Source organism: Schlesneria sphaerica, from assembly GCF_044336245.1.
GTDB lineage: Bacteria > Planctomycetota > Planctomycetia > Planctomycetales > Planctomycetaceae > Schlesneria > Schlesneria sphaerica.
Genome location: NZ_CP172346.1, coordinates 3,385,273 through 3,411,510, shown reverse-complemented (window position 1 = coordinate 3,411,510; position 26,238 = coordinate 3,385,273). Strand labels below are relative to the sequence as shown.

At 57.8% G+C, this 26,238-nt stretch carries 22 protein-coding genes; 1 reads left to right on the top strand and 21 read right to left on the bottom strand.

All coding sequences use genetic code 11. The annotated features are described in order from the left end of the window. Positions 1–129 precede the first annotated feature (129 nt). From ACGY09_RS12455 to ACGY09_RS12385, 15 genes are all read right to left on the bottom strand, one after another. Positions 130–2,112: an FG-GAP repeat domain-containing protein gene (locus tag ACGY09_RS12455; RefSeq protein WP_397571751.1), complete on the bottom strand. Its 1,983-nt coding sequence runs from the start codon at positions 2,110–2,112 to the stop codon at positions 130–132. A 941-nt stretch (positions 2,113–3,053) separates the two neighbouring features. After that, positions 3,054–4,589, bottom strand: coding sequence for an ATP-binding protein (locus ACGY09_RS12450; RefSeq protein ID WP_397571750.1), 1,536 nt, complete (start codon positions 4,587–4,589; stop codon positions 3,054–3,056). Continuing rightward, on the bottom strand, positions 4,573–5,226 hold the full coding sequence (locus tag ACGY09_RS12445; protein ID WP_397571749.1) for a response regulator transcription factor: 654 nt from the start codon (positions 5,224–5,226) through the stop codon (positions 4,573–4,575). The genes ACGY09_RS12450 and ACGY09_RS12445 overlap by 17 nt, the downstream gene beginning before the upstream one ends. 328 nt (positions 5,227–5,554) lie before the next feature. Next, on the bottom strand, positions 5,555–6,328 hold the full coding sequence (locus ACGY09_RS12440; RefSeq protein WP_397571748.1) for an OB-fold nucleic acid binding domain-containing protein: 774 nt from the start codon (positions 6,326–6,328) through the stop codon (positions 5,555–5,557). 290 nt (positions 6,329–6,618) lie between these two features. Beyond that, positions 6,619–7,257, bottom strand: a complete 639-nt coding sequence (locus tag ACGY09_RS12435) for an RsmD family RNA methyltransferase (RefSeq protein ID WP_373649929.1) — start codon at positions 7,255–7,257, stop codon at positions 6,619–6,621. A 197-nt stretch (positions 7,258–7,454) separates the two neighbouring features. Next, on the bottom strand, positions 7,455–10,238 hold the full coding sequence (locus tag ACGY09_RS12430; protein WP_397571747.1) for a DNA translocase FtsK 4TM domain-containing protein: 2,784 nt from the start codon (positions 10,236–10,238) through the stop codon (positions 7,455–7,457). Between the two features lie 210 nt (positions 10,239–10,448). Continuing rightward, entirely contained in the window at positions 10,449–11,075 is a 627-nt protein-coding gene (locus ACGY09_RS12425) for a phosphopantothenoylcysteine decarboxylase (RefSeq protein WP_373649931.1), read from the bottom strand. A 28-nt stretch (positions 11,076–11,103) separates the two neighbouring features. Then, positions 11,104–11,649 (bottom strand): flavoprotein, encoded by a 546-nt coding sequence (locus ACGY09_RS12420; RefSeq protein ID WP_397571746.1) that lies wholly within the window; start codon positions 11,647–11,649, stop codon positions 11,104–11,106. Between the two features lie 43 nt (positions 11,650–11,692). After that, on the bottom strand, positions 11,693–11,959 hold the full coding sequence (locus ACGY09_RS12415; RefSeq protein ID WP_373649933.1) for a DNA-directed RNA polymerase subunit omega: 267 nt from the start codon (positions 11,957–11,959) through the stop codon (positions 11,693–11,695). 17 nt (positions 11,960–11,976) lie between these two features. Beyond that, the gene (gene gmk, locus ACGY09_RS12410; protein ID WP_397571745.1) at positions 11,977–12,567 is read right to left on the bottom strand and encodes a guanylate kinase; all 591 of its coding nucleotides are present in this window, start codon (positions 12,565–12,567) and stop codon (positions 11,977–11,979) included. A gap of 99 nt (positions 12,568–12,666) precedes the next feature. Next, on the bottom strand, positions 12,667–13,548 hold the full coding sequence (locus tag ACGY09_RS12405) for a YicC/YloC family endoribonuclease (RefSeq protein WP_397571744.1): 882 nt from the start codon (positions 13,546–13,548) through the stop codon (positions 12,667–12,669). Between the two features lie 43 nt (positions 13,549–13,591). Beyond that, entirely contained in the window at positions 13,592–14,278 is a 687-nt protein-coding gene (gene secG, locus ACGY09_RS12400; RefSeq protein WP_373649936.1) for a preprotein translocase subunit SecG, read from the bottom strand. Between the two features lie 36 nt (positions 14,279–14,314). After that, positions 14,315–15,094: a triose-phosphate isomerase gene (gene tpiA, locus ACGY09_RS12395; protein WP_375314951.1), complete on the bottom strand. Its 780-nt coding sequence runs from the start codon at positions 15,092–15,094 to the stop codon at positions 14,315–14,317. Positions 15,095–15,098: 4 nt separating this feature from the next. Next, the gene (gene pheA / locus ACGY09_RS12390; protein ID WP_373649938.1) at positions 15,099–16,250 is read right to left on the bottom strand and encodes a prephenate dehydratase; all 1,152 of its coding nucleotides are present in this window, start codon (positions 16,248–16,250) and stop codon (positions 15,099–15,101) included. Positions 16,251–16,438: 188 nt separating this feature from the next. Next, positions 16,439–16,720 (bottom strand): hypothetical protein, encoded by a 282-nt coding sequence (locus ACGY09_RS12385; RefSeq protein ID WP_373649939.1) that lies wholly within the window; start codon positions 16,718–16,720, stop codon positions 16,439–16,441. A gap of 339 nt (positions 16,721–17,059) precedes the next feature. Between ACGY09_RS12385 and ACGY09_RS12380 the strand changes: the two genes are divergently transcribed. Then, entirely contained in the window at positions 17,060–17,713 is a 654-nt protein-coding gene (locus ACGY09_RS12380) for a nucleoside triphosphate pyrophosphatase (protein WP_373649940.1), read from the top strand. Positions 17,714–17,965: 252 nt separating this feature from the next. On the opposite strand, the gene ACGY09_RS12375 is transcribed toward ACGY09_RS12380, so the two are convergent. From ACGY09_RS12375 to ACGY09_RS12350, 6 genes are all read right to left on the bottom strand, one after another. After that, positions 17,966–19,486, bottom strand: a complete 1,521-nt coding sequence (locus tag ACGY09_RS12375) for a transglutaminase family protein (RefSeq protein ID WP_397571743.1) — start codon at positions 19,484–19,486, stop codon at positions 17,966–17,968. A 131-nt stretch (positions 19,487–19,617) separates the two neighbouring features. Beyond that, on the bottom strand, positions 19,618–21,951 hold the full coding sequence (feoB, locus tag ACGY09_RS12370) for a ferrous iron transport protein B (protein ID WP_397571742.1): 2,334 nt from the start codon (positions 21,949–21,951) through the stop codon (positions 19,618–19,620). A gap of 24 nt (positions 21,952–21,975) precedes the next feature. Then, complete coding sequence (locus tag ACGY09_RS12365) at positions 21,976–22,227, bottom strand: ferrous iron transport protein A (protein WP_373649943.1); 252 nt, start codon at positions 22,225–22,227, stop codon at positions 21,976–21,978. Then, positions 22,224–22,466 carry a ferrous iron transport protein A gene (locus ACGY09_RS12360; protein WP_397571741.1) on the bottom strand — a complete coding sequence of 81 codons (243 nt, stop codon included), beginning with the start codon at positions 22,464–22,466 and terminating at the stop codon, positions 22,224–22,226. Before ACGY09_RS12360 ends, ACGY09_RS12365 begins: the two co-directional genes overlap by 4 nt. A gap of 325 nt (positions 22,467–22,791) precedes the next feature. After that, a complete protein-coding gene (locus ACGY09_RS12355; RefSeq protein WP_397571872.1) occupies positions 22,792–24,372 on the bottom strand; it encodes an alkaline phosphatase D family protein in 1,581 nt (526 codons plus the stop codon). Between the two features lie 491 nt (positions 24,373–24,863). Further along, positions 24,864–26,048 (bottom strand): S1C family serine protease, encoded by a 1,185-nt coding sequence (locus ACGY09_RS12350; RefSeq protein ID WP_397571740.1) that lies wholly within the window; start codon positions 26,046–26,048, stop codon positions 24,864–24,866. Positions 26,049–26,238 lie beyond the last annotated feature (190 nt).

The following is a 26,238-nucleotide window of genomic DNA, read 5'->3' as shown; positions in this document are numbered from 1 at the left end:
CGACCTGTCCCTCCCGATCACCAGCCAGAGACTGATAGGGAACTGGCATCAGAAGGGACTGCTCTTCCGAAGACTGCAGAGCAGTGGCATTTCTTGTCTCGATTCCCCTGCTCTCGTGTGACAACAAAACTACCGCGTGCGGGGATTCCGTAAGTAGTAAAAGCGGCCGTCTTCGGCTCCGCCCAGAAAATCCGGGATCCCGTCCGCGTTGAAGTCGACGATGGCTGGACTGACATCGTGACCTTCGATGTTTTGCTGGGCGAGTGACCCGATATGCTCAAACCGCCACTGGCCGTCCACCTGCCCCAGGCCCCGGTAAAGATCTGCGTTGGTCGAATTCAGCAGGATGTCGAGGTTTCCATCTCCGTCCCAGTCGACGACGGCCAGCTTGCGACGGCCGCTCCCTCCTGCCGTGCGATTGTTGAATTGAAGCGGCTTCCCGTCCCTGTCGGTGAACAATCGGCGCGGAGCCAACAGGACGAGGGCACCGTCCCGCCGAGTTCGTTCAAACAGGACGAAAAATCCTTCGTGATCGAGCATTGCCAGGTCAGGGAGACCGTCTCCTGTGAAGTCGTGTACGACCGGTGTTGTTCGCCATTGAGTCACCAGCGCATTCCCTTCCGGCTCCCACCAGGTCCATGCCGGTTTGCGGGGGCCGTCCGTCCATTCGACTGTGACTGGGGTCGCCTCGGTGAACTCGGGAACTTCCCGCGTTCCCATGTTTTTCAACCACTGCACCCGGCCAAGAATGGAATTGAAGAGGATGTCGTTCAGGCCATCTCCATCCCAGTCCGCGACGTTGAGTGTGGTGTATCCCCATTTGGCTTCTGCCGGACCCTGGATGCTTCCATTGGGACCCGCCATCACGCGGAAGACCTTAGAGTTGACCTGCAGTCGACGTGGAGCGGCCCACTTTGGTTGTTCGACCCCACGACCGCTCAGGTTCTCAAAAATCTCGATATAGCCGGCTGTGTTTCCAGAGATGATGTCGATGTCTCCATCAGCGTCCCAGTCGATGGCGAATGGGGTTGCCAGAGCACCACATTTGAGCGTGTCGGCTTCCTGCTGGAAGTAGCGAGGAGCGGCGAAGAGGGGCATGTGGCCCGTCGTGGGTTTCGCTTCCTGTTCCGGTCGAACTTCAGGAGTGACGTTTTCGACGAACGCGACTCGGCCATCTTCGTCGCCGACGATCAGATCCAGGTCACCATCCTTGTCCCAGTCGAAGGCGACCGGAACGATCATCTCCAGGTCCATCTTGAGTGGCGATTCATCCGCTTGAAGCAAAGGAAGACCGGGGGCGTAGACGGGTTCCGTGCGTGTCCCGGTGTTTTCAAAATAGGTGAATCCGTCCAGGAATTCGCCGCAGATCAAATCCAGATCGCCATCCTGGTCAAAGTCGCCGAAGTTGGGCGACGGACAGCCGAACACATCGATCGGTTTGTCTCCCGCCATGATTTTGACGGGGCTGGCGTACTTTGGTTCCTCGGTCGTTCCTTCGTTACGGAGCAGCAGGACGAAACCGTGCAACGGACCATTGGTCCATTCCCCTTGAGCATTAAAGGCGTCGTCCCAACCGTACTCGCTCCAGTCTTCGATCCCCGTGACGAGGTCGAGTGCCCCATCGCCGTCGAAGTCGACGTATCGCCACTGATTGTGTCGAACTTTGGGGCCTTTGGGCTGATTCCAGGCGGGGCGATAGAAGTTCGCCGGGACGGGAAGCGGCAATCGATCTTGCAGCCCTCGTGTCAGGAAATGGGGGTAGGAAAATCCGGGGGTGAGAACATACAGCTTCCCGTCAACGTAGCTGGGCATGACATAGTGCACTGTGGAACTCAGCCGGGTCGCGGGGCGGAAGGTGGGCATTTTATTGACTGAGGTATCGCCCGAGTCGTTGATGAACAGCCAGACCCCGTTGGAAGGTTTGTCGGGGCACGAGACGATCAGGTCGTAATCCCCGTCGCCATCGGCATCGCAAGGAACGGGCCAGGCCCAGAGTCCGACACCCAGGTCCACCTGCAAGCCGGGGTGGTTGTAAGGGAGCCTGGTGAGCCCCTGACCGCAGGCGACATACGGGAACAACAACAGGCACAGCAGCGACAGCGAGGACTTCATCAATCGTAGGCTTTCCACTGTTCGACGGCGCTCAAGGGTGAGGAGGAATGGTTGCGGCTGGATCCGGAGAGGCTTCCGTCGAAGTTGACGAGCCACAACCCCGGCGGGAAACTGCACTTGAGAAGAAACCTTTTCAAATCCCGCGACATCGTACTCCGCCACAAGTCCCGTGATAACCCGCTGGGACGATTTAAGCCCCTCTTTGGGAATTCGCTACCGTCTCTGAGACTCATACGGGTGTCGGATGTCATTCCAGAGAATCGACACGGTTCGATTCTCGTTTTTCGGATGCCATTGAAATGCGCGCTGCAGATTCGTGAGCACCTTGAGCACCTAATCGTCCAAATCCCTGTTTCGCAGGGGTTTCAATTAGATGCTCAAGCGTGAGCATCTTGAGCATGTTGAGCATCTAATCGACCGAACGATTCCGCAGCAGGATTGTGCCGCTGTGTGTCCGGGCAACTCTGTTCGGATCGGTTGCATGAGGATTTCGCCTTTCACGTCGAGCCCGAAAGCGGCTGATTGGTACGGACAGAAAAAACTGGTCTCAGGAACCAATTCTGCCAGGCAAAGCCCGCAATCGATCCCCTTCGCCGATTGTTCCTGATCTTCTTTAATGAAAACAGAAAAATGCGTCAAGAGTAAGTGTCGTTATGAAGTCGTTGTGACGGGTTGAGAATAACGCCCTCCTGTTCTGCTGCCGGGTCGGAGGCTTCGTGGGTTGCCTGCACTGCAAAGTTGCGTGTCGGCCGATGACGACGTTCCGCTCGGAATCTGCGATTGTCGGGAAAAGACGTTAACGATGAGCGGCGCAATTAACGGATCAGTGCAACATCCCGGTGGTTGGAAGCGGAGGCGATCTGTGTGGAAATTCCACTTTCAGATTGGGGCACCATGAAAGCCGAATTGGCTCACGATCCCACAGTTAAGCTTGCCCACAGTTAAGCTTGTCGCGGGAACCTGGCGACGACCTGAGTTCCGCAATCAGGCTGAGACTGAATTTCCAGCGTCCCACCGTGGGCCGAGATGATCTCGCTGGCGATACTCAATCCCAGACCCGTCCCCTGGTTGTCATCAAAGGTGCGAGCACGGTCGCTTCGAAAGAAGGGTTCCAGCATGTGCGGGTGATCTGCCTCAGAGATGCCAATTCCCGAATCAGAAACGACAAGCCAGGCCTGGTCATCCTTGGGGAAGACCGAGACGTGGACCGTCCCGTTTGGTCGGTTATAGCGAATTGCATTAGTGATGAGATTTGTTGCAACCTGGTTCAGACGCAGGGGATCTCCGTAAACGCGTGCAGGTTGCCAGTCCGTTGTGAGTTGGATCGATCGCTCGACCGCAAGGGGTTCCAGCAGCGTCACGACTTCTTTCACAATCTCCCCCAGATCGAGGGAAATCTGCCTTAGTTCAAGCTGGCCCATGTCGGATCGGGCGAGAAGCATGAGGCCATCAATCAGTTGCTTCATTCGCCCGGCCGCAGCGACACAGGTTTCCAGGGCGCTGCGATAGTCTGCGGAACTGCGAGGCCGAGACAGAGTGTGTTCCGCCTGAGTCAGGATGACGGCGACTGGCGTGCGCAGTTCATGAGAAGCATCGGCTGTAAACCTGACCTGCCTCTCGAAGGCTTGTTGCAGTCGGTCCAGCATGGTGTTGATCACGCGGCTGAGCCGTCCGACTTCGCTGGATGTGGCGGGTGAGTTGAGTCGCTGGTTCAACTGGCGCGACGAAATTTGCTCGGCCGTGGAAGTGATTCGTTCCAGAGGGAGGCAGATCCGTCGGGCCAACCACCAGGCGCCGGCGACTCCCACTGCCAGTGCCACAACTCCGAACGTTGTGACTCCGATCAGGAGTCGACGCAGTTCATCGTTCTCTTTTGCCATGGGACGTCCGACCAGGACTTGCTCACCGCGGGGGCCGGTGACGACGATTTCTGCATGGGGCCCGTGCATTCGAGTGAGGTAGGGGCGGGGGCCGGTCAGAGACGACGGATCCTTCACGGGGGCAGCAAACGGAGGGTGAGGCATTGTCCCCCCGATATACTCGCCGTCCCGATCCCAGACAGCAAAGTAGGCATGATCACGAGGGGCCGGACCGAAGCGGTGCCGGTACGTCCTCGCGATTCTCAGCGATGAGAGCTGATCGTGCTTCTGAAGGTCCTGTGAAAGGAGTTGTGCGGCGCCGAGAAGGTCGGCTTCTACCTGGCGATGGGTGGCCTGTCTGACGAGCCAGTAGATCGACCCCCCGTACACCAAGACCAGCAGCGACAACAGGATCAATTGTGAGAGAACCAGATCGGTTCGAATCGATCGCGACCTGTGCCCCTCGTGTGGTTGGGTTGCTATTGAAGTGAGGGCCGCCGATGAGGTTGCAGCGCCAGCGCCGGGACTGGTTCGGTCGGGAAGTGGCGAAGAGTGAGAAACAGGGGGGGGCGATATTGCGAGTGGCTCACGTTCCGATGGATTACTGGGTGACGACATAACCCTGTCCCCGCCGGGTGGCAATGACGTCCCGGCCAAGCTTTTTGCGTAAGTTCGAGATGTGGACATCCAGCGAATTTGAAATGCTGTTGTCCGATTCATCTAACAGGTGATCTGTGATTTCATTACGAGAGACCACGCGTCCGCGATGGAGTACCAGATACTCCAGTACCGAAAATTCGCGTGCCGTCAGTTGTAGATCGACTTCATCCCGCAGGACGCGTCGACCTCGCAGGTCGACGACCAGATCCTCCAGCGAGATTGTCGACTGCGATTGACCGGCGGAGCGGCGAATCAGTGCTCGCAGTCTCGCTAATAACTCCACTCTTTCGAATGGTTTGGCCAGGTAATCGTCCGCACCCAGATCCAGACCCAGCACGCGATCCGAAAGCGCATCCCGGGCGGAGAGGATCAAGACCGGAGTATTATGCGTTTCACGGAGGGATTCGAGCAGCTCCCACCCGTCCATTTGCGGGAGAAGAAGATCCAGAATCACGGCGTCATAGGGCCACGTCACCGCCTTCGATAACCCTTCGTGCCCATCGACAGCGACGTCGACACAGTAACCCGATTCTTCCAGAATCTCTCGCAATAGCCGGCGGATGTTGGGTTCATCTTCTATGACAAGAACTCGCACGCTGCGTTCCTCTCCTTGGCAGAGCTCATCGAATTGCCGCACGAAACAAGGCAAATGCCATGCCATGTTTTGGTCGTCAGAATGGACGACTCTCCTCACGTGACTCAATGGACTTGTCCCATGAGAGCCGCTCGGGGAGTTTATTTCGCAATCACGCCGAAAGAATCGCGAAGGAAAGTAGATGATGAACAGGGACGGCCACATGGCTTTCGCATGGACATTCTCGACGGCAGGATAGGACGTCGAGATATAGAAGTCCTGCGACACATGTGTCCGTCCCGAGGTGAATCACTGAAATGGAGAAGTTGCCAATGAGATCGCAATTACCTTATGGCTTCTGATTGGCTTCGAGCAATCTGCGAATTGCCCTCAGCTCTTCGAGGATTTCAGCGAAAGGTGGCGCATGTTCGTGGCGCCCGGGTTCGTCGCGTTCGAGGATTTTTCCGGTCGCTGACGAGGTAATTCGGTCGGCATGAAGGTGGATGTCTCCCTTCGGAGTCTCGTGTCGGCGGCCTTCGACCTTCACCTCGTCTCCGACTTTCGCGAGGGCTTGTAACTCCTCGCCCAGGTGTGGGGGAAGCTTAACTTCCGTGCCCTCCTCGAGAGCGAACCCGTCGACATCACCGTGCTTGTTTTTATGAAAGTCCCGGATTTTTCCGGCGGCCGACATGGGTCGTTCGGCCTCGCGCCGTGGGCCGTGGGGCGGACGTGGGCCACGGGGTGGTGCTGGTTCATCAATTTCGATCTTCGAATTCCCGCTCTCGATCCGCTCAGCACGGAAGACGGCTTCCCCTTTGGGGGTCGTGTGGTCATGTCCGTAAACTTTCACCTGGCTGTCGGGGGAGACGATTTTCTGAACCTCATCTCCCACGTGCGGCGGAAAATGAACTTTGGTTCCGTCCTCGAGCAGAAGACCGTCGACGTCGCCTCGACCGTTCTTCACGTAACTTTTGACGCGGCCCGTAACAGTTTTTGATCTTTCTTTCACTGCTTCGCTCCCCGGCGGTTTCGTTTCCTGGCCCGTTACCAATGGAAGTAGCCCAAGACCGCTGATTCCCAATCCCGCAAACAGAGTCAACGCCAGCCGATTTGTGCATTTCATTATGTATCAGCCTCTCATGATGCAATCCCGACACCGCTCAGGTCCACGCTGGACATAAGCGATGTCGCAGTACTCAATCATCACGATAGGCGCACAAGATTAAGCCGGCCTAAAGTCAATGATTATCATTCCAGTAAGGTTTGAGTGTGAGTAGGTTGCGATAATGAGAGGCTTTCGGAGGTCGTCAAAGACTGCTGCTGAATCGACGGAAGGCCAGTCTATTTTGCCACTGCCTGGAACCGGTTCCAGGTCGACAGGTCGTCCAAGGAGCGTACGTGCGGGAGTCGAGTTCAGGCAGGATCGATGGTCTCGTCGCTTTCCTCATGCTCCGACGGAATGGCGGGAATCAGGTCCATCCGCTTTCGCATCAGGTGGATGTCCATGCTGGCGATGGTCAGGACCTGGGTTGTTTCCCAGGCGAGCGGCATGATGAATTTGGCATCGCAAGGGGTTCTGAGTACCAGCAATGCGTCGTCGCTGGTCAGCTCGCGGCGCGTCAGTCGATCGAGTGATCGATACAGCAGCTTCCCGGGGTGCAGGTCTTTTTCGATCATGAAGTAGGGGGGATCGAAAAAGATAACGTTGTACGGATACCAGTCTTTCCCCTGTGCTTTGAAGGAACAGCGGAGACAGTCGACACGCCAGCAGAGGGTCCGGTCGGTCACCTTGAGGCTCTCGACATTCTTGACCAGCAGTTCATGAGCCCGATGATCCTGCTCGCAGAAGACGACGCTGGCCGCTCCACGGCTGAGTGATTCCAGCCCCAGTGTGCCCGTCCCCGAGTAAACGTCGAGAACCCTGCTTCCCGGAAGTCGGTGCCGGATGTGGTCAAACAGCATGACCTTCGCCCGGTCAATGATCGGGCGGGTCGTCATTCCAGGGTTGGTGAGAAGCGTTCGTCGACGAAACTGTCCGGCAATAATTCGCATGCATGCACTTTCGGGAGGATCGAAAAGGGCGAGTATAGCAGATTGGCATTTCTGTCCCAATTCGGGGGACACTGCCGGGGCGGGGATCGAGCGGGGGCTGCCAGGGAGGTTTTCCTCCCGGCTCGCCGTTCCGCCAGCGACACGCGGCGTGGTACAGCGGTTCGCCGATTACCTCGATTCCGTCCGAACGGGAAATCCTACCTGCGGCCCGAAGCCATGCGGGATTCCTTGAGCTCTTCCCATTCATCCATGGTCATGACGACTTCCCGGGCCTGGCTGCCGTTGTAACCACCGACAATCCCATCCTCGGCCATCCAGTCGATCAGCCGTGCGCCACGACCATAGCCAACGCCCAGGGCTCGCTGCAGCAGCGAAACGCTTCCCCGGCCTTCCCGGATGACAACTTCCACGGCGTCGTCATAGACGTCATCGCGTTCGCGTGGTTCGCTCGATCCACTCCCTTTACCACCTTTGCCAGACGAAGCCGCCTTCAGTTTGACAAGTTCTTCGTCGTACTGAGGTTCCTGATCGGCGAAGAACTCAATCACTTTTTCGACTTCTTCGTCGCTGACGTAAGTTCCCTGAGCCCGTTGGAGCGAGCTGGTTTCCGGAGCCATGTAGAGCATGTCTCCTTTACCCAGCAACTTGTCGGCGCCCATTTCGTCCAGCACCACACGGCTGTCCATACGGCTGGCAACCTGGAACGAGATACGGGCTGGCAGGTTTGACTTGATCAGGCCCGTGATGACGTCGACGGTCGGCTTCTGGGTCGCGAGGACCAGATGGATGCCCACGGCTCGGGACTTTTGTGCCAACCGGATGATGTGCCCTTCGACGTCTTTCCCTGAGGTCATCATCATGTCAGCCATTTCGTCGGCGACGATGACGATGTAAGGAATGAAGTCAGGGACCATTTCCGCTTCAGGAGTACCTTCCTCAAGCCCCATCTTGGCCAGAATCTTTTCGCGGCCCAGCTTGTTGTAGGAGTCGATATGGCGCACCCCGACGGCGGACAGCAACTGGTAACGTTCTTCCATCTTGTCGACGGCCCAGCCCAGCACGGCTTCGGCCTTCTTCATGTCAGTGATCACCGGATGCATCAGGTGCGGGATGCGGCTGTAGGGGCTCAGTTCGACCATCTTGGGGTCGATCATCAGCATCTTGACCTGGTCGGGGCTGCGGGTCATCAACATCGAGACGATCAGCGTGTTCAGACAAACGCTCTTGCCTGTCCCGGTACGACCGGCGATCAACAGGTGAGGCATCTTGCACATGTCCACAACCAGTGGCTTGCCGCTGGCATCCTTCCCCAAAAACATGGGAAGCGCTTTCGACTCGATGTCTGCAGCCGATGACGTGATGAGCTCTTTCAGTCGTACCATGACACGCACGGCATTCGGGACCTCGACCCCGACGGTGTTTTTGCCCGGAATCGGGGCAATCACACGCACGGACGAGACGCGCAGGGCGATCGCCAGATCGTCGGCCAGTGAGGTCACTTTTGACAGGCGCAGACCTTTTTCAAGTTCCAGTTCGAATTGTGTGATCACGGGGCCGGTGTCGATTTCGACGACCTTGATATTCAGGCCAAATTCCTGGAACGTCTTCTCCAGTGTCGCGGCTGCAATCTTGGCTTTGGAGGCCAGCGTGTCGTAGGGGAATGCTTCGGCGTCATCCAGAATCGAGATGTCCGGCAGGCTATACGGTCCGCTCAATGCCGCCTCGGCTTCTGACTCCGAGACACGTGCGTTCATCCCGATCGGCGGGTTGACCCGAATTGGCGATCGATCGGGCGAAAGCGTAAACGACTTCGGCGCAGGGGCGTCGTCATCGATCAGAGAATCCCCCTCAGGAAGGTCTTCTTCGAAAGAGTGGTCTGCAAAGGATTCGTCCTCGCGGGAGTCGAGTGTTTCGGAAAGGGGCTCCACCTCGGCGGTCGGCGCAGGAGTCTCCTGTTCGGACGTGGCGTCTGTTTCCTTCTTTCGCCACGGGCTGAAGAACCGCTGTCGCAGCGAGGGCTTGTCGGACGGAGCGGCGGCGTCAGGTTCGTCGCTGATCTCTGAGACGGGCTCCTCGGTGTCTGGAGCCAACGTGTCGTCGGTCGCTGCGGTCTCGCTTTCTTGGGAGAGCTCGTTCGCAGGATTAGAGATCATGCTGACGATCGCCGCCAGGGCCTCAGGCGACAAGTTGCCGTCGCTGACCACGACATGCGAGTCTGTCGCCACGTTCTCAGCCGTAGAATCATCCGACCGCGGTTCGTCCGGCTTCGAAAGATTCGCAGCAGGTTCAATCGTCGGTTCAGGCGAAGTCACCCGTTCCGGGGTCGCAACAACCTTGCTGACGGGCTCGGCCGCTTCCACTGGACTGGAGGTGGCAACCTTCGGTGGGGCAGGTTTGGCGGACTTTCGAGGGCCTTTTCCGAACGCCAGGCGACTCCACATCGTGATGGGCAAGGCGCACAGCGAGAGGATTGTCCAGCAAAGACGCTGTTCTCCGGTCAGCATGACCCCTGCGACGATCGCGGTGGCGATCATGATCAGGCTGCCCACCCGGGAGAATTGCTGATCGAGCAGAATGGTGCTCCATGCACCGACGTAGCCCCCATTTCCGGTCATCGAACCGGACAGGGGAACGGGAAGATACCACTGGGAGAGCGCGCACACGCTGAACATGATCAGGATCGCACCGCACAGACGTGTGAGCGGATCCTTGTAGACGTCTCGCGCGAACAGCCGGACGTCCAGAATGACAAGCACGACCAGAACGACATACGCTCCGGCCCCAAAGGCATTGATCAGGGTGTGAGAGAGGAGAGCACCCGTCGCTCCGCAGAGATTCATCGGCGGGTTATGGGTGGGGTAGACGATGTGAGCGGGAGGATCAGCCGGGTGATGGCTGACCAGGCTCAAGCCGACAAAGACCGTCGTCGCCAGTAAGGCGAGCGCCAGCAGGTCGGTTCTGAGCCGCCCGTAATCGATCATTGTTCCTCCCAGAGCGGTTCTTCACCTTGTGAACGCGTTTCGACAGGCGAATCGTCAGCCGTCTCATCCCTGGTGAAGCCACTGAATAAACAGAGTCCACAGAGAAACGTAGCACGGGTTTCGCAGCGCCGTTGAAAAAAGTGAACGTTCGGCGGCGTCTTTCCCCAAAAAGGGGATGGATCAGAGCGGTTGGTAGGGATCTGCGGGGCTTCAGCTTGTCAGATGAGCCGCGATCCATTGCCAGAGCTGGCTGGCGACGTCGGTCTTGGAGCCGGAGTAGTTCGCGACGCCTTTGCCGGATTTGTCGATGATTTCGATCTCGTTGTTCATCGAACCAATTGCGGTGGGACGGTTGAGGACGATGGCGTCGCAGTTCTTGTGTTTCAGCTTGCGAAGTGCGTTGATGTGAGCAAACTCGTCTGATTCGAGTGCGAACCCGACAATCCAGCGGCTTCCTTTGTTCATCCCGAGTTCGGCCAGGACGTCGGCGGTTTCCACCAGTTCCAGCTCGAGCGAGACCCCCGTCTTGGCGAGTTTCCCCTGGAAGCGTTCACGCGGGCGATAGTCGCAAACGGCTGCGGTGGCAATGACCCCGTCGCAGTCACCGAACAGGCGGTTGCACGTGTTGAGCAGTTGTTCTGTCGTCTCAACGTTGTGGGTTTCGCAGCCTTCAGGGGGAGTCAATGTCACAGGGCCCGTGACGAGCACTGCTTCGTGGCCTGCTGCCACGATCGCTTCGGCGATCGCGTATCCCATGCGTCCGCTGCTGGCATTGGAGAGGTATCGGACGTCGTCGAGGTATTCGCGGGTGGGGCCAGCGGTGATCAGGATTCGCATGAGTCTCAATTCTTGAGCCGCTTCAGGCTCACGCAGATTCGAGGAGTTTCGTGATCGCCGCCAGGATTTCGGCCGGCTCGGCCATACGGCCGGCGCCAACCTGACCGCAGCTCAACCAACCCGATCCCGGGGCCACAAAGTTCGCTCCGTCTTCACGAAGCTGGGTGACATTCCGCTGAACGGCTTTCTTCTCCCACATTTCGCAATTCATGGCGGGGGCGAGCAGCAGTGGGCAGGTCGCGGTGAGGACGAGGGTGGAAAGCAGGTCGCCGGCGAAACCTCCTGCTGCCTGGGCGAGGAAATGTGCGGTCGCCGGCGCCACGACAAACAGTTCGGCACGTTGGGCCAGACCGATATGCTCGCCGCGATAGTGTTCGACCGGGTCGAATGAGCCCGTGTAGACCGGGCGTCCGGTCAGCGCTTCAAACGTGGTCGCACCGATGAACTGGGAGGCGGAGTGAGTCATGACGACTGACACATGGCTCCCCACCTGGACCAGCTTGCTGCAGAGATCGGCTGATTTATACGCGGCGATCCCGCCGGTCACCCCCAGCAATATTTCGCGGCCCTTCATCGTCGGCGCGACCTCGATTGGATATCAAGAGACCCGTCAGGGCTTACATGTCGTCCAGTGACGGTCCGCTGGAGAAGTGGCGTTCCCGGTTTTCGTCCCCGCGGGTCATCACAGCACCACTGGCATCCAGGTAGATTTTGTCCTGAATGATTTCCTGAACGACGATTTCCATCGCGTTCTTGCTCTGGGTTTCCACGAGCGGACGAGTACCACGGTTGAGGACAACCATGCGTTTCTGGATCAGCGATGACAACTTGAAACGTCCGCCGACCTTCTTAACGATCTCTTCTTCTTTCAGTTCGTCCAGCATATCGAATTCCAGTTAGATTAAATCGCGTTCTTGACAATGATGGATTTGATCTCATCCACGGCACGGTCAAGGTCATCGTTCACTACTTGATAACAGTATCGGTCTGCCAATGCTAGCTCTTGGTGCACCTTCCGCAGCCGGCGCTGGATCGTTTCTTCCGAGTCGGTTGCTCGCGAGCGAAGTCGTTGTTCACAAATTTCCAGGGACGGAGGCTGCACGAAAATCGTCAACGCATCGGGATACACATCGATGATCTTAAATGCACCCTCGACATCCACCTCCAGAAACGCCCAGCCGTTGGCCTCTCTGGCACGTTGAAGTTCGGACCTCAAGGTGCCGTACCAGTACCCTGCCCCAAACACCTCGGCCGTTTCCAGAAACGCATCTTCAGCGCGGCGACGTTCAAATTCTTCCGGCGTCAGGAAATAATAGGCAACCCCGTCAACCTCACCCTTGCGCTGTGGTCGGGTGGTTGCGGAAATCATCTTCACCAGAGGGACCGGCGATTCAGCGACCAATCGTTCCACGATGGTTGTTTTGCCGCTGCCACTGGGGCCCGACAACACCAGAAGTTGAAACTTTTTTGGTTCTGGCGCTGGTTGCGACATTGTTTCAGCCACCATCGGGGATTCGCGATACTGCAACTGTGTCAATTCTCAGCGACTTTCAGTCAATTGCCAATTCGATAAGACCACGTCGAACGACCGTCACTCGACATTCTGAACGATCTCTCGGATACGTTCGATGCTCGACTTGAGATCAACGGCCGAATGTGACAATCCGATATGGTTGGCTTTGGAGCCAATCGTATTCACTTCCCGGAACATTTCCTGGCAAAGGAAGTCCAGTTTCCGACCGGGTGACGTGCCTGTGTCGATCAGCGACCGGAACTGACTCATATGACTCCGCAACCGCGTGATTTCTTCATGGATATCACAGCGGTCCGCATAGAGTGCGACTTCCCGCAGGACGTCAGACGGCTCGATATTGACGTCAGTCCCGGCGAGCAACTCGCGAGTTCGCTGCACCAGCTTCTCGTGGTAGTCGCGGGCGACTTGAGGGGCCATTTCGACGACCTGGCCAAGAACCTCTTCGATCCTCTCCAGAAGCTGTGCCAGCTCACTGGCGGTCGTGCTTCCTTCTTTCCTGCGGAACTCCTGCAGGTGGGTGGCCGCGGCCGTCACGGCCTGCTCCACCAGAGGCCACAGTCGTTCGACGGTGTCGCTGTCGTAGCTGTCTTCTCGCAGGACGCCGGGCAGATTAAGCAACTGAGCCGGTTCGGGAGCAGCGACGGAGAGTTCCTGGCAGACTTCGTTCAGTTGTCGCCAGTAAGTCTTCAGGAGCTGCGAATTCAGCCGCGGGCCCTGGATATCGCCAATCTGATCGATCTTTACGGACAGATGGACCGACCCGCGCGAGATTGATTCGCGTAGCAGTCGCTCAAAATCCGACTCGTGCTGCAGGAACCCGTCAGGACAGCGAAGTGCCAACTTGAAGTGACGATTGTTGACGCTTCGAATTTCGACACGACAGAACGCCAGTTCGTTCTGAACAATGGCTTCGCCGTATCCCGTCATACTCAGCAGCACGAACTTCACCTGTCAAAAGATCTCGATCTGTCGCAAACAACGCTTACTGTGGCGCTTCGGCGTCCGGTTGTTCCGTCTTGGGCTCTTCGGGTGACTTAGGTTCTTCAGGCGTCGCTTCCGGTTGAGGCTCGGGTTGCTTTTCCGGCGCTGGTTCAGGGGTTGTTGGAGCAGGCTCTTCGGGCTTCGCTTCTGCTGCTTCAGGAGCTGCCGGTTCGGCTTCCCCTTTCTCTGCAGCAGGTTCCGGGTTGGTTGGAGCAGGCTCTTCCGGCTTGGTTGGCGCGGGTTCTTCTGGCTTCGTTGGGGGTACGGACGATTCTGGTGCCGCATCCTGCTTTGGAGCCGGCTCGGTCGTGGTGGTGTCTTCAGGCAGCTTCAGGTCGTCGTCCTGCTGGCCGGACTGTTGTGATCGCAGGTTGTCCAACTGCTTCTGTCGGGCTTCGTCCTGGGCCTTGACGTCAGCGGGATCGGCGAAGGCCGTCGCCCGCTGAGCGGAGGAATTCTGCAGCGCGATCACGCCGCCGGCGCAGAAGAGAATCCAGGCGGCTGCGACACCGATCGTGATCCTGGTGAAAACGTCACCTGCCTTGGTACCGAAAGCGCTCTGGCCCCCCATGCCTCCGAAGGCACCTGCCAATCCACCACCTCGTCCCCGTTGGAGCAGGATCAGGGCGATGAGAAACAGGCCCAAAAGCATCAGCAGGGTCATCAGCACGTAGGAAAAAACGATCATTTGACAGCTAACTTTCCATCAATCGAAACAGAACTCTCAACAGGCTTTCGCGACCTCATTTGCGGCGCGGACGATGGAAAGAAACTGGTCGGCCTTCAAGCTGGCCCCTCCCACCAATGCTCCGTCAATATTTGGCTTTGCGAGCAATTCTTTCGCGTTGTCGCCTTTGACACTTCCGCCGTACTGAATTCGGGTGGCGTTGGCAACTTCGGCACCGAAGCGCTGTGTGAGCCAGTTGCGAATGTAAGCGTGAGTCTCTTCGGCCTGTTCAGGAGAAGCGGTCACACCCGTTCCAATGGCCCAGACTGGCTCATAAGCGATGACGACGTTCGCCATCTGCTGTGGTGACAGTCCGAGAAGTCCCTTCGTCAATTGCGTTTCCAGGACCGCTTCCGTGCGGTTTGTCTGACGGTCTTCCAGCATCTCGCCAATACAGAAAATGACTTTCAGGCCTCGTTCGAGGGCGGCAGTGACTTTCTTGTTAATGACTTCGTCAGTGTCGCCAAAGAACTGACGACGCTCACTGTGCCCGAGGATAACCCATTGGCACCCGACATCCAACAGCATTTCAATGGCCTGCTCGCCCGTGAATGCCCCTGGCTTCTCCGGTGACACGTTCTGGGCGCCAAGTGCGACGCTGGAGCCACGCAGCTTTTCAGCGATGGGCAGCAGGTAAGGTGCAGGTGGGCAGACGCCAACTTCAACGCCTGTGGAGCCACCGGCGAGACCCTGAACGATTTCGGCGGCGAGCGACTGGCCCGACTGCAAAGTCGTGTTCATTTTCCAGTTGCCGACGATAAATAGCGACCGTGTCAAAGCGTTACCCAATCATTTCACTGCGCGGATAGGATCCAAGAATTTCCATGCGGACGGCCAGTCGAGACAACTCGTCCAAGGTCCGCTTTACCTTGGCGTCTTTGGAGTGTCCATCGCAATCGATAAAGAAAATGTAACCGGTTTCAGGACCACGCAACGGGAAGGATTCGATCCAAGTCAGGTTGATCTTGTTCTGTTTGAACAAGCTGAGTGCGTCGGCCAGGGCTCCAGGTTTGTCCCCAATCTGCAGCAGCAGAGAAGTTCGGTCGCGACCCGTTGGTCCGACAGGCTTGTCGCCGATCATCGCAAAGCGGGTGACGTTGTTTTTGTTGTCCTCGACGGAATCCGCGAGAATCTGAAGTCCGTACTCGACGGCGGCCTGACGGCTGGCGATCGCTCCTGCCCCGGGCTTATCGCGAGCCAGTTGTGCAGCGGTGGAGGTGCTGGTGACTTCGATCAGTCGTGCCTGCGGCATGTTGCGGCTGAGCCAGTCGCGGCACTGCGAGAGTGCCTGCGGCTTGCTGTAGACTTCGTTGATCTCACCCCGTGACACTTTGCCCAGCAGGTTATGGTGAATGCAGAGCTGAATTTCTCCACAGATCCGCAGTGGCAGGCGTGTGAACATATCCAGGGTGTCGATGATCCGCCCGTCGGTGCTGTTCTCGATGGGGACCACGCCGAAGTCGGCATGTCCGCGATTCACTTCCTCAAACACCGCAGCGATGGTGTTGACGGGAATGAGGTCCGAGGATTCGCCGAATCGCTCGATGGCGGCCATGTGCGTAAAGCTGAACGCTGGGCCAAGATAGGTGACGCGGCGAGGGCGGACGCGGTTCCGGACAGAGCTCAGGATCTGACGGAAAACACCTCGCACGGCATCTGCGGGAAGCGGACCCTGATTTTCGGTTTCAATCCGCTTCAGAAGGTCGTCATCGGAGCGTGGATCGTAGGTGGCGGTCCACCAGTTGGGATCAGATTCGATCTGTTTTGCCGTAGCGGCTGCTCGACGATTGATCAGCTTGAGGATTTCGGAGTCGAGCTTCGCAATTTCGCTGGCGGATCCGGCGGCAGGCCGCGCGGAATTCGTTGCTGATTTGGCAGAAGTCGGTGCTACATTGCTCTTTGCGGCCTTCTTCGGCACCGGTTTACTGGCCATCCAAGCGACTCCGAGATAGATTCGTGGTACTTCATCAGACCGAGATAGTTGCTGATACCAAAATTCAAGAATTCTTTTACAGCTGAATACCAATAATTGCAAGGAAACGACATAGGGATGAAAAGAGCCCTGACAAACGATTGTCGTTTATCAGGGCTCTTAAATCGTCTCATTCAGACGGCTGGCGATCAGCCTTTCTGGAACATCTTGGTCAGCGCAGCGCCGGGGCTGTGGTCGTAGCAATCATTTTCATGCCACAGAGGAACACCTGCTGCGTAACGGGCTGCCAACATGAGCACTTTTTCTTCTGAGCCTGGCTTTGCGACTGTTGGACCACCGGGGTCGATCCCGAGCGAATCAAAATCGATTTCTTCAAAAATCGCTTCGTCGCCCAGATCTGCACCATCGATGTCGTCAGACACGAGGTCCAGTTCGGGGTCCATTTCGTCAACGTCAAAGTCAAACGACATTCGTGAGCTCCACAGTCCGATACAAATGAACACGAAACAGCGTGTTCACAACCAATTAGCGATAAATAGGGAAGTTCTTGGGCAACTTTTAATCCCATTGGGCATTGTTGAGTTGACAGAGTCGAATGTCAACGATTTTTTTTCTTCGCGTTGAAACATTTCAACGCCCCCAAAAATCAGTTCCCTACGGATTGCCTGGTGTCTCCAGTTCGCTGAACCGACACGACTGGGTTACACTTCGCTTTTCTGTCCTGCGGTGTCCGGATTCGGTGAAGTGGATCGGTCGCACGCGTTGTGGCGGGTATCCCTTATCGACGTAAATAGAGAACTGTTAATAACATGTCATTCAGACGTTATATACTTGCCTCACGCTCGCCCCGCCGGCTGGAGCTGCTGCAAGCAGTGGTACATCCTGATCTGATCGTCGTCACGCCTCCTCCGGTGTCGGACGAAGCGGGGTTTGAAGACTGTCATGACATGCCTTCGATCCGGCAAAGGATGCTGGAAATCGCTCGTCACAAGGCTCTTCAGGTGGTCGAACAGCTGAATCAAGAAGAGCAGGATTTATTCGAAAGACCGCGAACTCTGGTCATCTCTGCCGACACGACGGTGATTGTGGAGGGGGCGGGGGGCATTTTACGTGTGCTCGGGCAGCCCCCCGAGTCCGACGACTGGCGGGAAATTGTCCGCGAATGGTTTCTCGATTTCTACATCGGAAAGAGACACGTCGCTGCCACCGCCGTGCATGTGGTCACCCCCGATGGGCGAATGGCAGAGAAGATCGTCGAAACCCATGTCACTTTTCGCAGCGATGCGGAGCGTTGGTTGAACTGGTATCTGCTGACGGGCGAACCCCGCGGAAAAGCGGGTGGCTACGCCCTTCAGGGGGCCGGAAGTCTGTTCATCGATCGCGTTGAAGGGAGCATCAGCAATGTCGTGGGGCTTCCGCTCGAAGCGCTGCTGGAACTGTTCGCAGAAGTCTCTTTGCGGTAGGGCTTCCCTGAGGAGGCACCGCCGCATTCGTGAGTGTGGCGGCTTCGCAGGGGTCGATCTGGCTGTAACAACTCGTTCGCGACCTGTTCTGTTGGCCGAAACTCAATGAGAGAGGGGCTGATCCGTGTGTCGGCTGTGAAGCGGCTGCAGAGCCGTGTCTCAGTGTGGTGACGCGCGTTGTCGTTGCGGCTGAAAAAGTCATTCAGCAGTCGTTGTTGATCTGTGCCGAGTTGATCTGGATCGAGTCGCCGGTTACTCGGCCGAAATGACTTCGAGTTTCAGATTGCCGATGATGTTCATCAGCGGAGCAAAACCACTCATCGCTGCGGGGCCGTCATCACTCAGGCTGGAATCGGCCAGCTTGATGTGGGCCGCGCCGATTCCATTCTGGCCCAGTGTGGCGTCGAGCGGTATCCACTGGTCGTTGAGCCGGGCTTCGGTCCACATATGTCCGCCGAATGCGAACAGCCGATCCGCGTAGACCAGGCCGACCACCACTCGTGAAGGGATTTGCCTGGCTCGCAGCATGGCGGCGAGCAGGACGGCATGTTCGGTGCAGTCTCCCTCCAGGTTGCGGGCCACTTCTGCGGCGGAGGCCATCGCGGTCGAAAAGTTCTTCTTGCTGAGCTTGTCGCGGACATACGTTTCCATGCGTTGGGCGATGACTCCGGCATCTGTTGCGTCTCCGGCGGCACGATTGGCGTGCTTCTGCACCCCTTCATCGTCTCGCTGCAGGTATTGCGAGGATTCCAGGTATTCGGCGTCGGCAGTGCCGGCACGAGCTGGGGATGGAATCGGCAACGAAATGACGGTCAGTTCCGCTGTTTCGGGAGAGGTCGTTTTCAGTGTCTGAGTTTCACCGCTGGGAATCAGTTCCTGCGGGTTCTGATCGGTGATTGAAAGGCGGTAGACGACCCGTTTTGTGCCATGCCCTTTGACGAGTGGCTTCACCTTGACCAGCGTGTTGACTGCCAGGTCCAGTTCGGCCCCTTCGATGGTTTTCAAGGCTTCTTCTTGCGAGACGACGTAGATATCCATCGCAGAGCCGAGCATCTTGGATGAGACTTTCACGGCCTCGCCTGCGTCATCCAGATAGCTGTCCATGGTGAAGCCGGGAAGGAGTGAGTTGCTCACGCTGACCTTGAACAGCTTTCGCGACTTTCCGCCCAGCAGCTCTGTTTCAACGGTGTCGTGCGCTTTCATCGTCGTGGTGCCGACTTTGGCGAATTCAGGAACAAAGGTCTCGAAAGTGCGAGTCTCGCCCGGCTTCAGCGGGTTTTTCTTCAGGATGCGATCCTGGTAGGTAGGCGATTTGACACCCTCTTTCCAGGCCTGTGTGGTGGTCTTGGCTTTGCCGTTGACCTCCTGGCTGAGTGACAGTTCCTTCCCGTTGATCAGGCCACTGGTGATCGACGACATGGCTGGAGGATTCGCCATTTCAAACCGGAATCGTCGCAGGTCCCCATCAGGCGTTTCTTCTGTCGACAGGTGCTGTTTCATTTCCAGCGTCTGGCCGAATCGCTTGATCGCCATGAAGGTGTTCGTGCTTGACTTCACGACCTGTTCCCCACCGTCGTGCGTCACGGTTTCGACGAGGGAGCGACTGTATCCAATCCGCTGGCCGGCGAGATAAATGACCTGCCAGGACTCATCCTTCGCACTGGCTTTGGCGGCGGCGTCGTCTGCTGCGAAGGCCGGCAAGGCAGGTCCGCATGCCACCAGCGAAATCAGCAGAAACAGTCGTCCTGTGCACCGAATGAATGACGCTGGCATGAGTGGAGGTCCTGTCGGGGCGAGTGGAAAATGGCGGCAGGGCAAGGTTCATTCGCAGGAATTCCCTCCTGCTACCGCACCGTCACCGGGCCAAGTATAGGAAACTACCATTCAGCCGACAAAGAGGCGACTCATACTGTGCCAGAGTTCAGGATCGCACTGCTGACGACAAATGCAATCCAGGCCGCGACATACGCCAGGGACGTCATGTAGACGAACGTGAATACGGCCCAGCCCCAATGGTTTGTCTCGCGATGAATGACCAGCAGTGTCGAAGCACACTGAGCACACAGGGCGAAGAAGACCATGATCGAGATGGCGACCGGAATGGAATAGACGGGTCGACCATCGGGCCATTTTGCGGATTGCACAGCCGTCTGCAGCCCCTGGCTGTTTTCATCGACGTCGCTGCCGAGGCTGTAGATGGTCCCCAGGGTCGAAATGATCACTTCGCGTGCCGGGAAGGAGGCGAGGACTCCGACACCGATCTTCCAGTCCCAGCCGAGCGGTTTGACGGCCGGTTCAATGGTTTTGCCGAGGCGGCCGAGATAGCTGCTGGCGAGCAACTCTTCCGCGATCGCATTGTGTGTTTCTTTCAGTTCCTGCAGCGGTTGCAACTGAGACTCGATGGCCTCGATCTTCTGCTGGATTTCCGCTATCTGGGCGGTGGTGTCAGGAGTGGCTTCTGTCTGCTGCAAAGTCTCGAGCGATTCTTCCAGCGCCCCCTGCTCTTCCAGTTCCGCCTGGAATTGCGACTCCAACTGATCGATCTGTCCGAGGATTCGGTACTCTTCGCTGTGGTCAGACGGGAAGTAGCTGGCAGACCAGATCAGGATCGTGGTGGCGAGAATCAGGGTTCCCGCTCGCATGACGAAGGCGGCAGCTCGTTCGGAAACCCGATGCAGGACGATCACGGGGGATGGCCACTTGTACGTGGGAAGCTCCATGACGAACGGCGGCGTTTCCCCTTTGAACAGGGTTTTCTTAAACAGCCAGGCCACGGGGATCGCGACGATGGCACCGAAAAAGGTCATCGTGAAGAGCATCAGTCCGTGGAGTGTGATCCATCCGTTCGCCCACGCGATCGGGGGGAAAAACGCTGCGATCATGAGCCAGTAAACGGGGGCTCGGGCCGAGCAGCTCATCAAGGGCGCGATCAGAATCGTCACCATCCGGTCGCGCCGGTTCTCGATGGTTCGCGTGGCCATGATTCCGGGAATGGCACAGGCGAACGAAGACATCAGTGGCACAAACGACTTGCCGCTGAGGCCGACCTTTGTCATCAGCTTGTCCATCAGGAAGGCTGCACGAGCCATATAGCCGCAGTCTTCCAGCAGGGCGATGAACAGGAAGAGCAGGCAGATCTGCGGCAGGAAGACCAGGATGCCGCCAACTCCCGCGACAACTCCGTGCACCAGCAGGCTGCGCAAGGGGCCGTGTGGCAAGAGGGAACCGATGAAATCGCCGACTTGCGTCTGTCCGTATTCGAACAGGGACATCAGTGGTTCAGCGACGGTCGAGATCGACTGGAACACGACGAACATCGTGATGCAGAAGATGGCCAATCCCCAGAACTTGTGAGTTAACCAGCGATCAAGTGTGTCAGTGAGGGTGGTTTCCCGTTTCTCGGGGACCGTCATAACCCCCTTCAGTGTCTGCCGGGCCCAGGCGTAGCGAAGCTTGGCTTCCACGCTGGGAACACGGCAACCGGCGGCGGACAGTCGTTCTCGGGCCGCTTTGATGCGCGTGAGCAATTCCTCGGGGTTCGACCGGGTCAGCGTCGTCTCCAGTTGGCCACCGACATCGAGCAGCAGTCGCTTGATGAGGTAGATCGGCTGCTGTGCAACTCCGTGCTGCTGGAGATCCGACTGCAGTTGCTCTGCTTCCTGGGTGAAGGAGGCGGGAAACAGATCCGGGGGAGTGGCGGCTTTCTGGTCACATGCCCGCAGGATGGCGGTCCGGACGGCGTCGATATGTTTTCGTTTGTGGGCCTCGCAGGGGACGACGGTGATTCCCAGTCGTCGTTCCAGTTCAGCGACATCGATCTGGATACCCCGTTCAGTCGCAACGTCCCACATGTTGAGTACAAGGACCGTCGGCAGCCCCAGATCGAGAACCTGACTGACGACGTAGAGGTTGCGTTCCAGGTTCGAGGCATCGGCGATGCAGACGATGGCATCCAGCGAACCGACGTCCGGCTGGCTGCCCAGCAGGACATCGACCGACACCATTTCGTCGAGTGTTCGCGGGGAAAGGCTGTAGGTGCCGGGAAGGTCGACGAGTCGGACCGACTGCCCTTCGTGCTGGAACCAGCCCAGTTTCTTCTCGACGGTGACACCGGGGTAATTGCCGATCCGTGAGTGTACGCCGGTCAGGGCGGTGAAAAGCGTGCTTTTACCGGTGTTAGGGTTACCAATGACCGCGACGGTCCGTTCGGTGGTGAGTGTCTGAGCTTGATCGAGCATGGGTGAGGAGAGCCGTTTTGGTGTTCAGAGATCAGCCGCTCGCTCAGTGCCCTGCCTGGCAATGATCGTGACACGTTTCGCTTCCGCCTGGCGGAGCGAAAGGCGATAGCTGCGAATCAGGTATTCTTTGGGGTCGCCCAGCGGGGCAATTCCCACGAGGGTGATCTCTTCCCCCTCGGTGAGGCCCATTTCCAGCAGGCGGATAGCAATTCCGTCTTCACCCTGGACATCGACAATCTCAGCCGTTTGCCCGATTGCCAATTCATCCAAAGTCATTCTGCGATTTCCACCAGCACGGTCACCAGGTCGTCAAAACGGAACGAAAAGCGTTGCTGTTCAATCTCGAGAATGCACGGTGCCCCCGGCCGAATCAGGCGGATCCGGGTTCCGGTATGCAGTCCCATCTCGGCCAGGCGGACCACGAGTTCCGGAGTGCCATCAATCTCGACGACAACTCCCCGTTCTCCGGCAGCCATCGCCTCAATGGGCAGTGTTCGTGAAACCACGCTCGCCATTCGCGACACCTTCTCAATGCAGAGATCGCAACAGGGGTTGAGACTCAGTCTCAACTTTGATCACGGATTCTATCCACAAGATCGGATGTCAGCCAGTCAGAATTCAGTCCGAGCTCTGAATTTCCCCCCGTCAGCCCCCGTCCAGGGGATGGACACCTGGTCTCAGCTCAAAAGCCCTGAGATCCCGTCTCAACAGGTCGGGGCCGCTGCATCTGGTGGGAATTCCGCCCCCCGGCCCCCGGCACTCGCGTGTGACACGGAGTGGTTCCGGGGGGCGGGCTTGCAGAACGAATTTCTCGAATCGGCCGTCAGCTTCCGGAGACGGTCAGGCCTTATTCAGTTGAGGCCGGCCGGCTTCGACAACGAATGAGGCCCGGGTGACGATGTTGCCACCTGGGGCCAGGACGTCCTCCACGGCGACGTAGTCACTGGTCCAGCTTTGGGGCGTGACGGTACAGCGGATGTAGCCCCGTTCATTGTTGTGCAGCTTGACGAAGGGATGAGTCGCTTGCAGCAGGTCAACATAATCCGGGCGGGCACGCCCGTTTCCTCCGCTGCTCAGGCTGGTGGCGACAAACTCGGTCGCGACCAGCGGCGTGTCCGGATTCCGATCGTCGACTCGCAGTTCGTTGGCCCAGTTCGAGTGAATATCTCCCGTCAGAACTACGGGGTTGGGGATCCGGCGTTCGGCGAGGAAGTTCGCTAACTGGATTCGCTCGTGCGAGTAGCCTGGCCACTGGTCCATCGAATACAGCGGAGTGTCCCCTTCGCGACCAACTCCGACCATTCCCATCATGACCTGCTGCGCCAGGACGTTCCATGCCGCTTGCGAGGTCAGCAGCGACGACTGCAGCCATTGTCGTTGTTTGCGCCCCAGCAAAGTCGCCTGCGGGTTGAGAGCCGCGTCATTGATCGGGCTTCGTTTGTCGTTATTAGGCTGGTCTGTTCGGTACTGACGCGTGTCGAGGATCAGAAACTCGGCCAGGCGCCCGAACGATCCTTTGCGATAAAGTCGCATGTCCGGACCTTTCGGAAGTGAACGGGGCCGCAATGGCATATTTTCGTAATAGGCCTGGTAACTGTTGGCTCGCCGCTGGAGGAAGGCGACGGGGTCTTCGTTCAGTTGCTCCGAAATTTCGCCCGCGTAGTTGTTGTCAAATTCGTGGTCATCCCACGTGACGAACCACGGACAGGCAGCGTGCATCTGCCTCAGCAGAGGATCGGTGCGGTACTGGGCAAAGCGGATGCGATAGTCACCGAGCGAAACGATTTCCTTGCCGAAATGTTTGCGAACAAGATTGTCTCGACCGGGGCCTTCGTAAATGTAATCCCCCAGGTGAAAGACGAGGTCGAGGTCGTCTTTCTGCATCTGCTCGTAGGCGGTGTAAAGTCCCTGTTCGAAGTGCTGGCACGACGTCGATGCGAAACGCAATTTTTCTGGCAGTGAGTCGGCATGAGGCAGTGTTCGGCAGCGCCCGACAGGGCTCTGGGCGTCCCCCGCACGAAATCGATAGAAGTACCAGCGATCCGGCTCAAGTCCCTGCGCCACGGCGTGTACGGAATGTCCGAGCTGCGGAGTTGCCGTCGCTACTCCCGAGGCAGCGATTCTGCTGAACTGTTCGTCGTGCGCGACTTCCCACTGAACGGGGATAGGTTCGGTGGACATCCCCCCATAGGCGTCGAACGGATCCTGGATGAGCCGCGTCCAGAGCACGACGCTCGTCGAATCAGGATCGCCCGAAGCGATGCCGGAAGCGAAGGGGTCCGAAGAGAATGTGACGTTCTTTTCCGCTGCCTGTGCTCGTTCGGCCAACTGCGGGAGGCTTGCTAGTGCGGCACTGTAAGCGAGGAAAAGTCGCCGACTGATTCCCCCTTCGTAACGGACGGCATCGGAAATTCGGGACAGCTCAAACACCGGGCGGCTCCTTTCAGCAAAGTGCGAATATCTGCAGTTCCTGGGTGAGTTTTGAACCATGGCAGGCCCTTCCCGGTTTGTCGAGTGACATCGCCGGGTCGGGGCATTCTTCATCAGAAATTCACCGGGTCGTCGACATCGTCAGGGGCACTACGGGCGACCACAAGGGCGACAAAAAGCTGTGCGGTTCCAAGGGGCTTGAAGGGAGTCTGTGTCTGTCCTGTTGGGGCTTTCATGGGACGGGGGTGCGGCGGCCTTGAATCAGGGGAATATTGTGCGGGAATGGGCGGACCCCAAAGTTGTCCTCTTGGGGTGAATTGAGTAGTCCGAAAGAGAGTGAGTTTGGCGCCGATGTAGCTGTACGGCGCCAAACTCGACGGCCTGGCTGACTGCTGGCCGGGATCGATGTTACTGGCACTTCGCGTGAATGAGAGGCCTGGTGTGAAATCGAGCCACGGCCGACACTAACAATACCGAGCGAACTAGTTTGTTCGTGACGGGAAGCTGCGTCCCTGCTGCGGTGGAGCTTCGCTGGTACGTCGCAAGTCGCTGCGGTCGGCGAGCACGATGGCCATCGAGACCTTTTTCTGACCTCGCCAGACGAACATCCGGATCTGTTTGCCGATCGGTGAAAGGCTGACCAGGTTGATCAGGTGGTCGTGGTCCTGCACATCGATCCCGTCGAAGTTCAGGACGACGTCGTCAAGCTGCAGACCGGCTTTGGACGCAGGTGAATTGTCAAAGACCTGATTCACTCGTGCTCCCGTCACGCGGTCCAGCTTGAGCTTCGCGGCGACACGGGCATCAAAGTTTTCGTCGAGTTTGACGCCGATCCAGGCGCGGGGCACAACGCCGTATTCCAGCAGTTGATCCATGACTCGTTGTGCCAGTTGGCTGGGGATACTGAATCCGATCCCGTCATTTCCTCCGCTGGAAGTGGCGATCGCCGTGTTGATCCCAATCACCCGTCCCTGCAGGTCAATCAGTGGTCCCCCGCTGTTGCCGGGATTGATTGCAGCATCGGTTTGCAGAAAGTCCTGATTGATGACTTCGGTTTTGCCGAGCTGAAGCTTACGGCGGCCTCGGGCGCTGATGATACCGAGTGTGACGGAGCGGCTCAGTCCGAAGGGGCTTCCCATCGCCAGGACCATGTGCCCAATTTCCAGTTTGCGGCTGTCGCCCCACTTCGCGGCGGTGAGATTCGGAGCGTCAATTTTCAGAACGGCGACATCCGATTCCTGATCGGTGTAAACTCGTTCGGGCTGAATGACCCGTCCGTCGTGCAGAGAAATCGAGATTCCGTCGACAGGTGTCTTATCCACCACGTGGCAATTGGTGACGACGAAAAAGCCCGTGGCTCGGGAACTGGTCAGGATGACGCCCGAGCCGGTTTCTTCTTCTTTCGCCCGGCCGGGAACCCGCCGTTCACACTGAATATGGACCACACTGGGTGTGGTGACCGAAGCGATTTTTGCCAGGAGAGCGCTCCCCTCCTGGAGAGGGGAACTGACAGTGCTCAATTCGCGGTAGACACGCTCTGCTGAGGCACTATCTAGGTTCTCTGCCTGAAGCGAGCGATGGAGCGGGAGCGAGAAGGCTCCGGCACCAATCAGAATTCCGGCGACGAGCGTTCCGACACAAAGCATTAAGGCCGTTCGGTGGCGCATGCGATTTTCGATTCACCGCTGGGCGAGTGGAATCAGCCAGACCCATCTCGCAATCCTCGGCCATGAGAACATCCTGCCCCGGCCCTACAGTCAGAAACTTGGGAAGACGGGAAATGATCCGAGCTGGAATTCAAGTCTTCCTGTCTCTGAATGACTCGGCTTCCAGCGCGAATGCAGTCGACTCTATTCT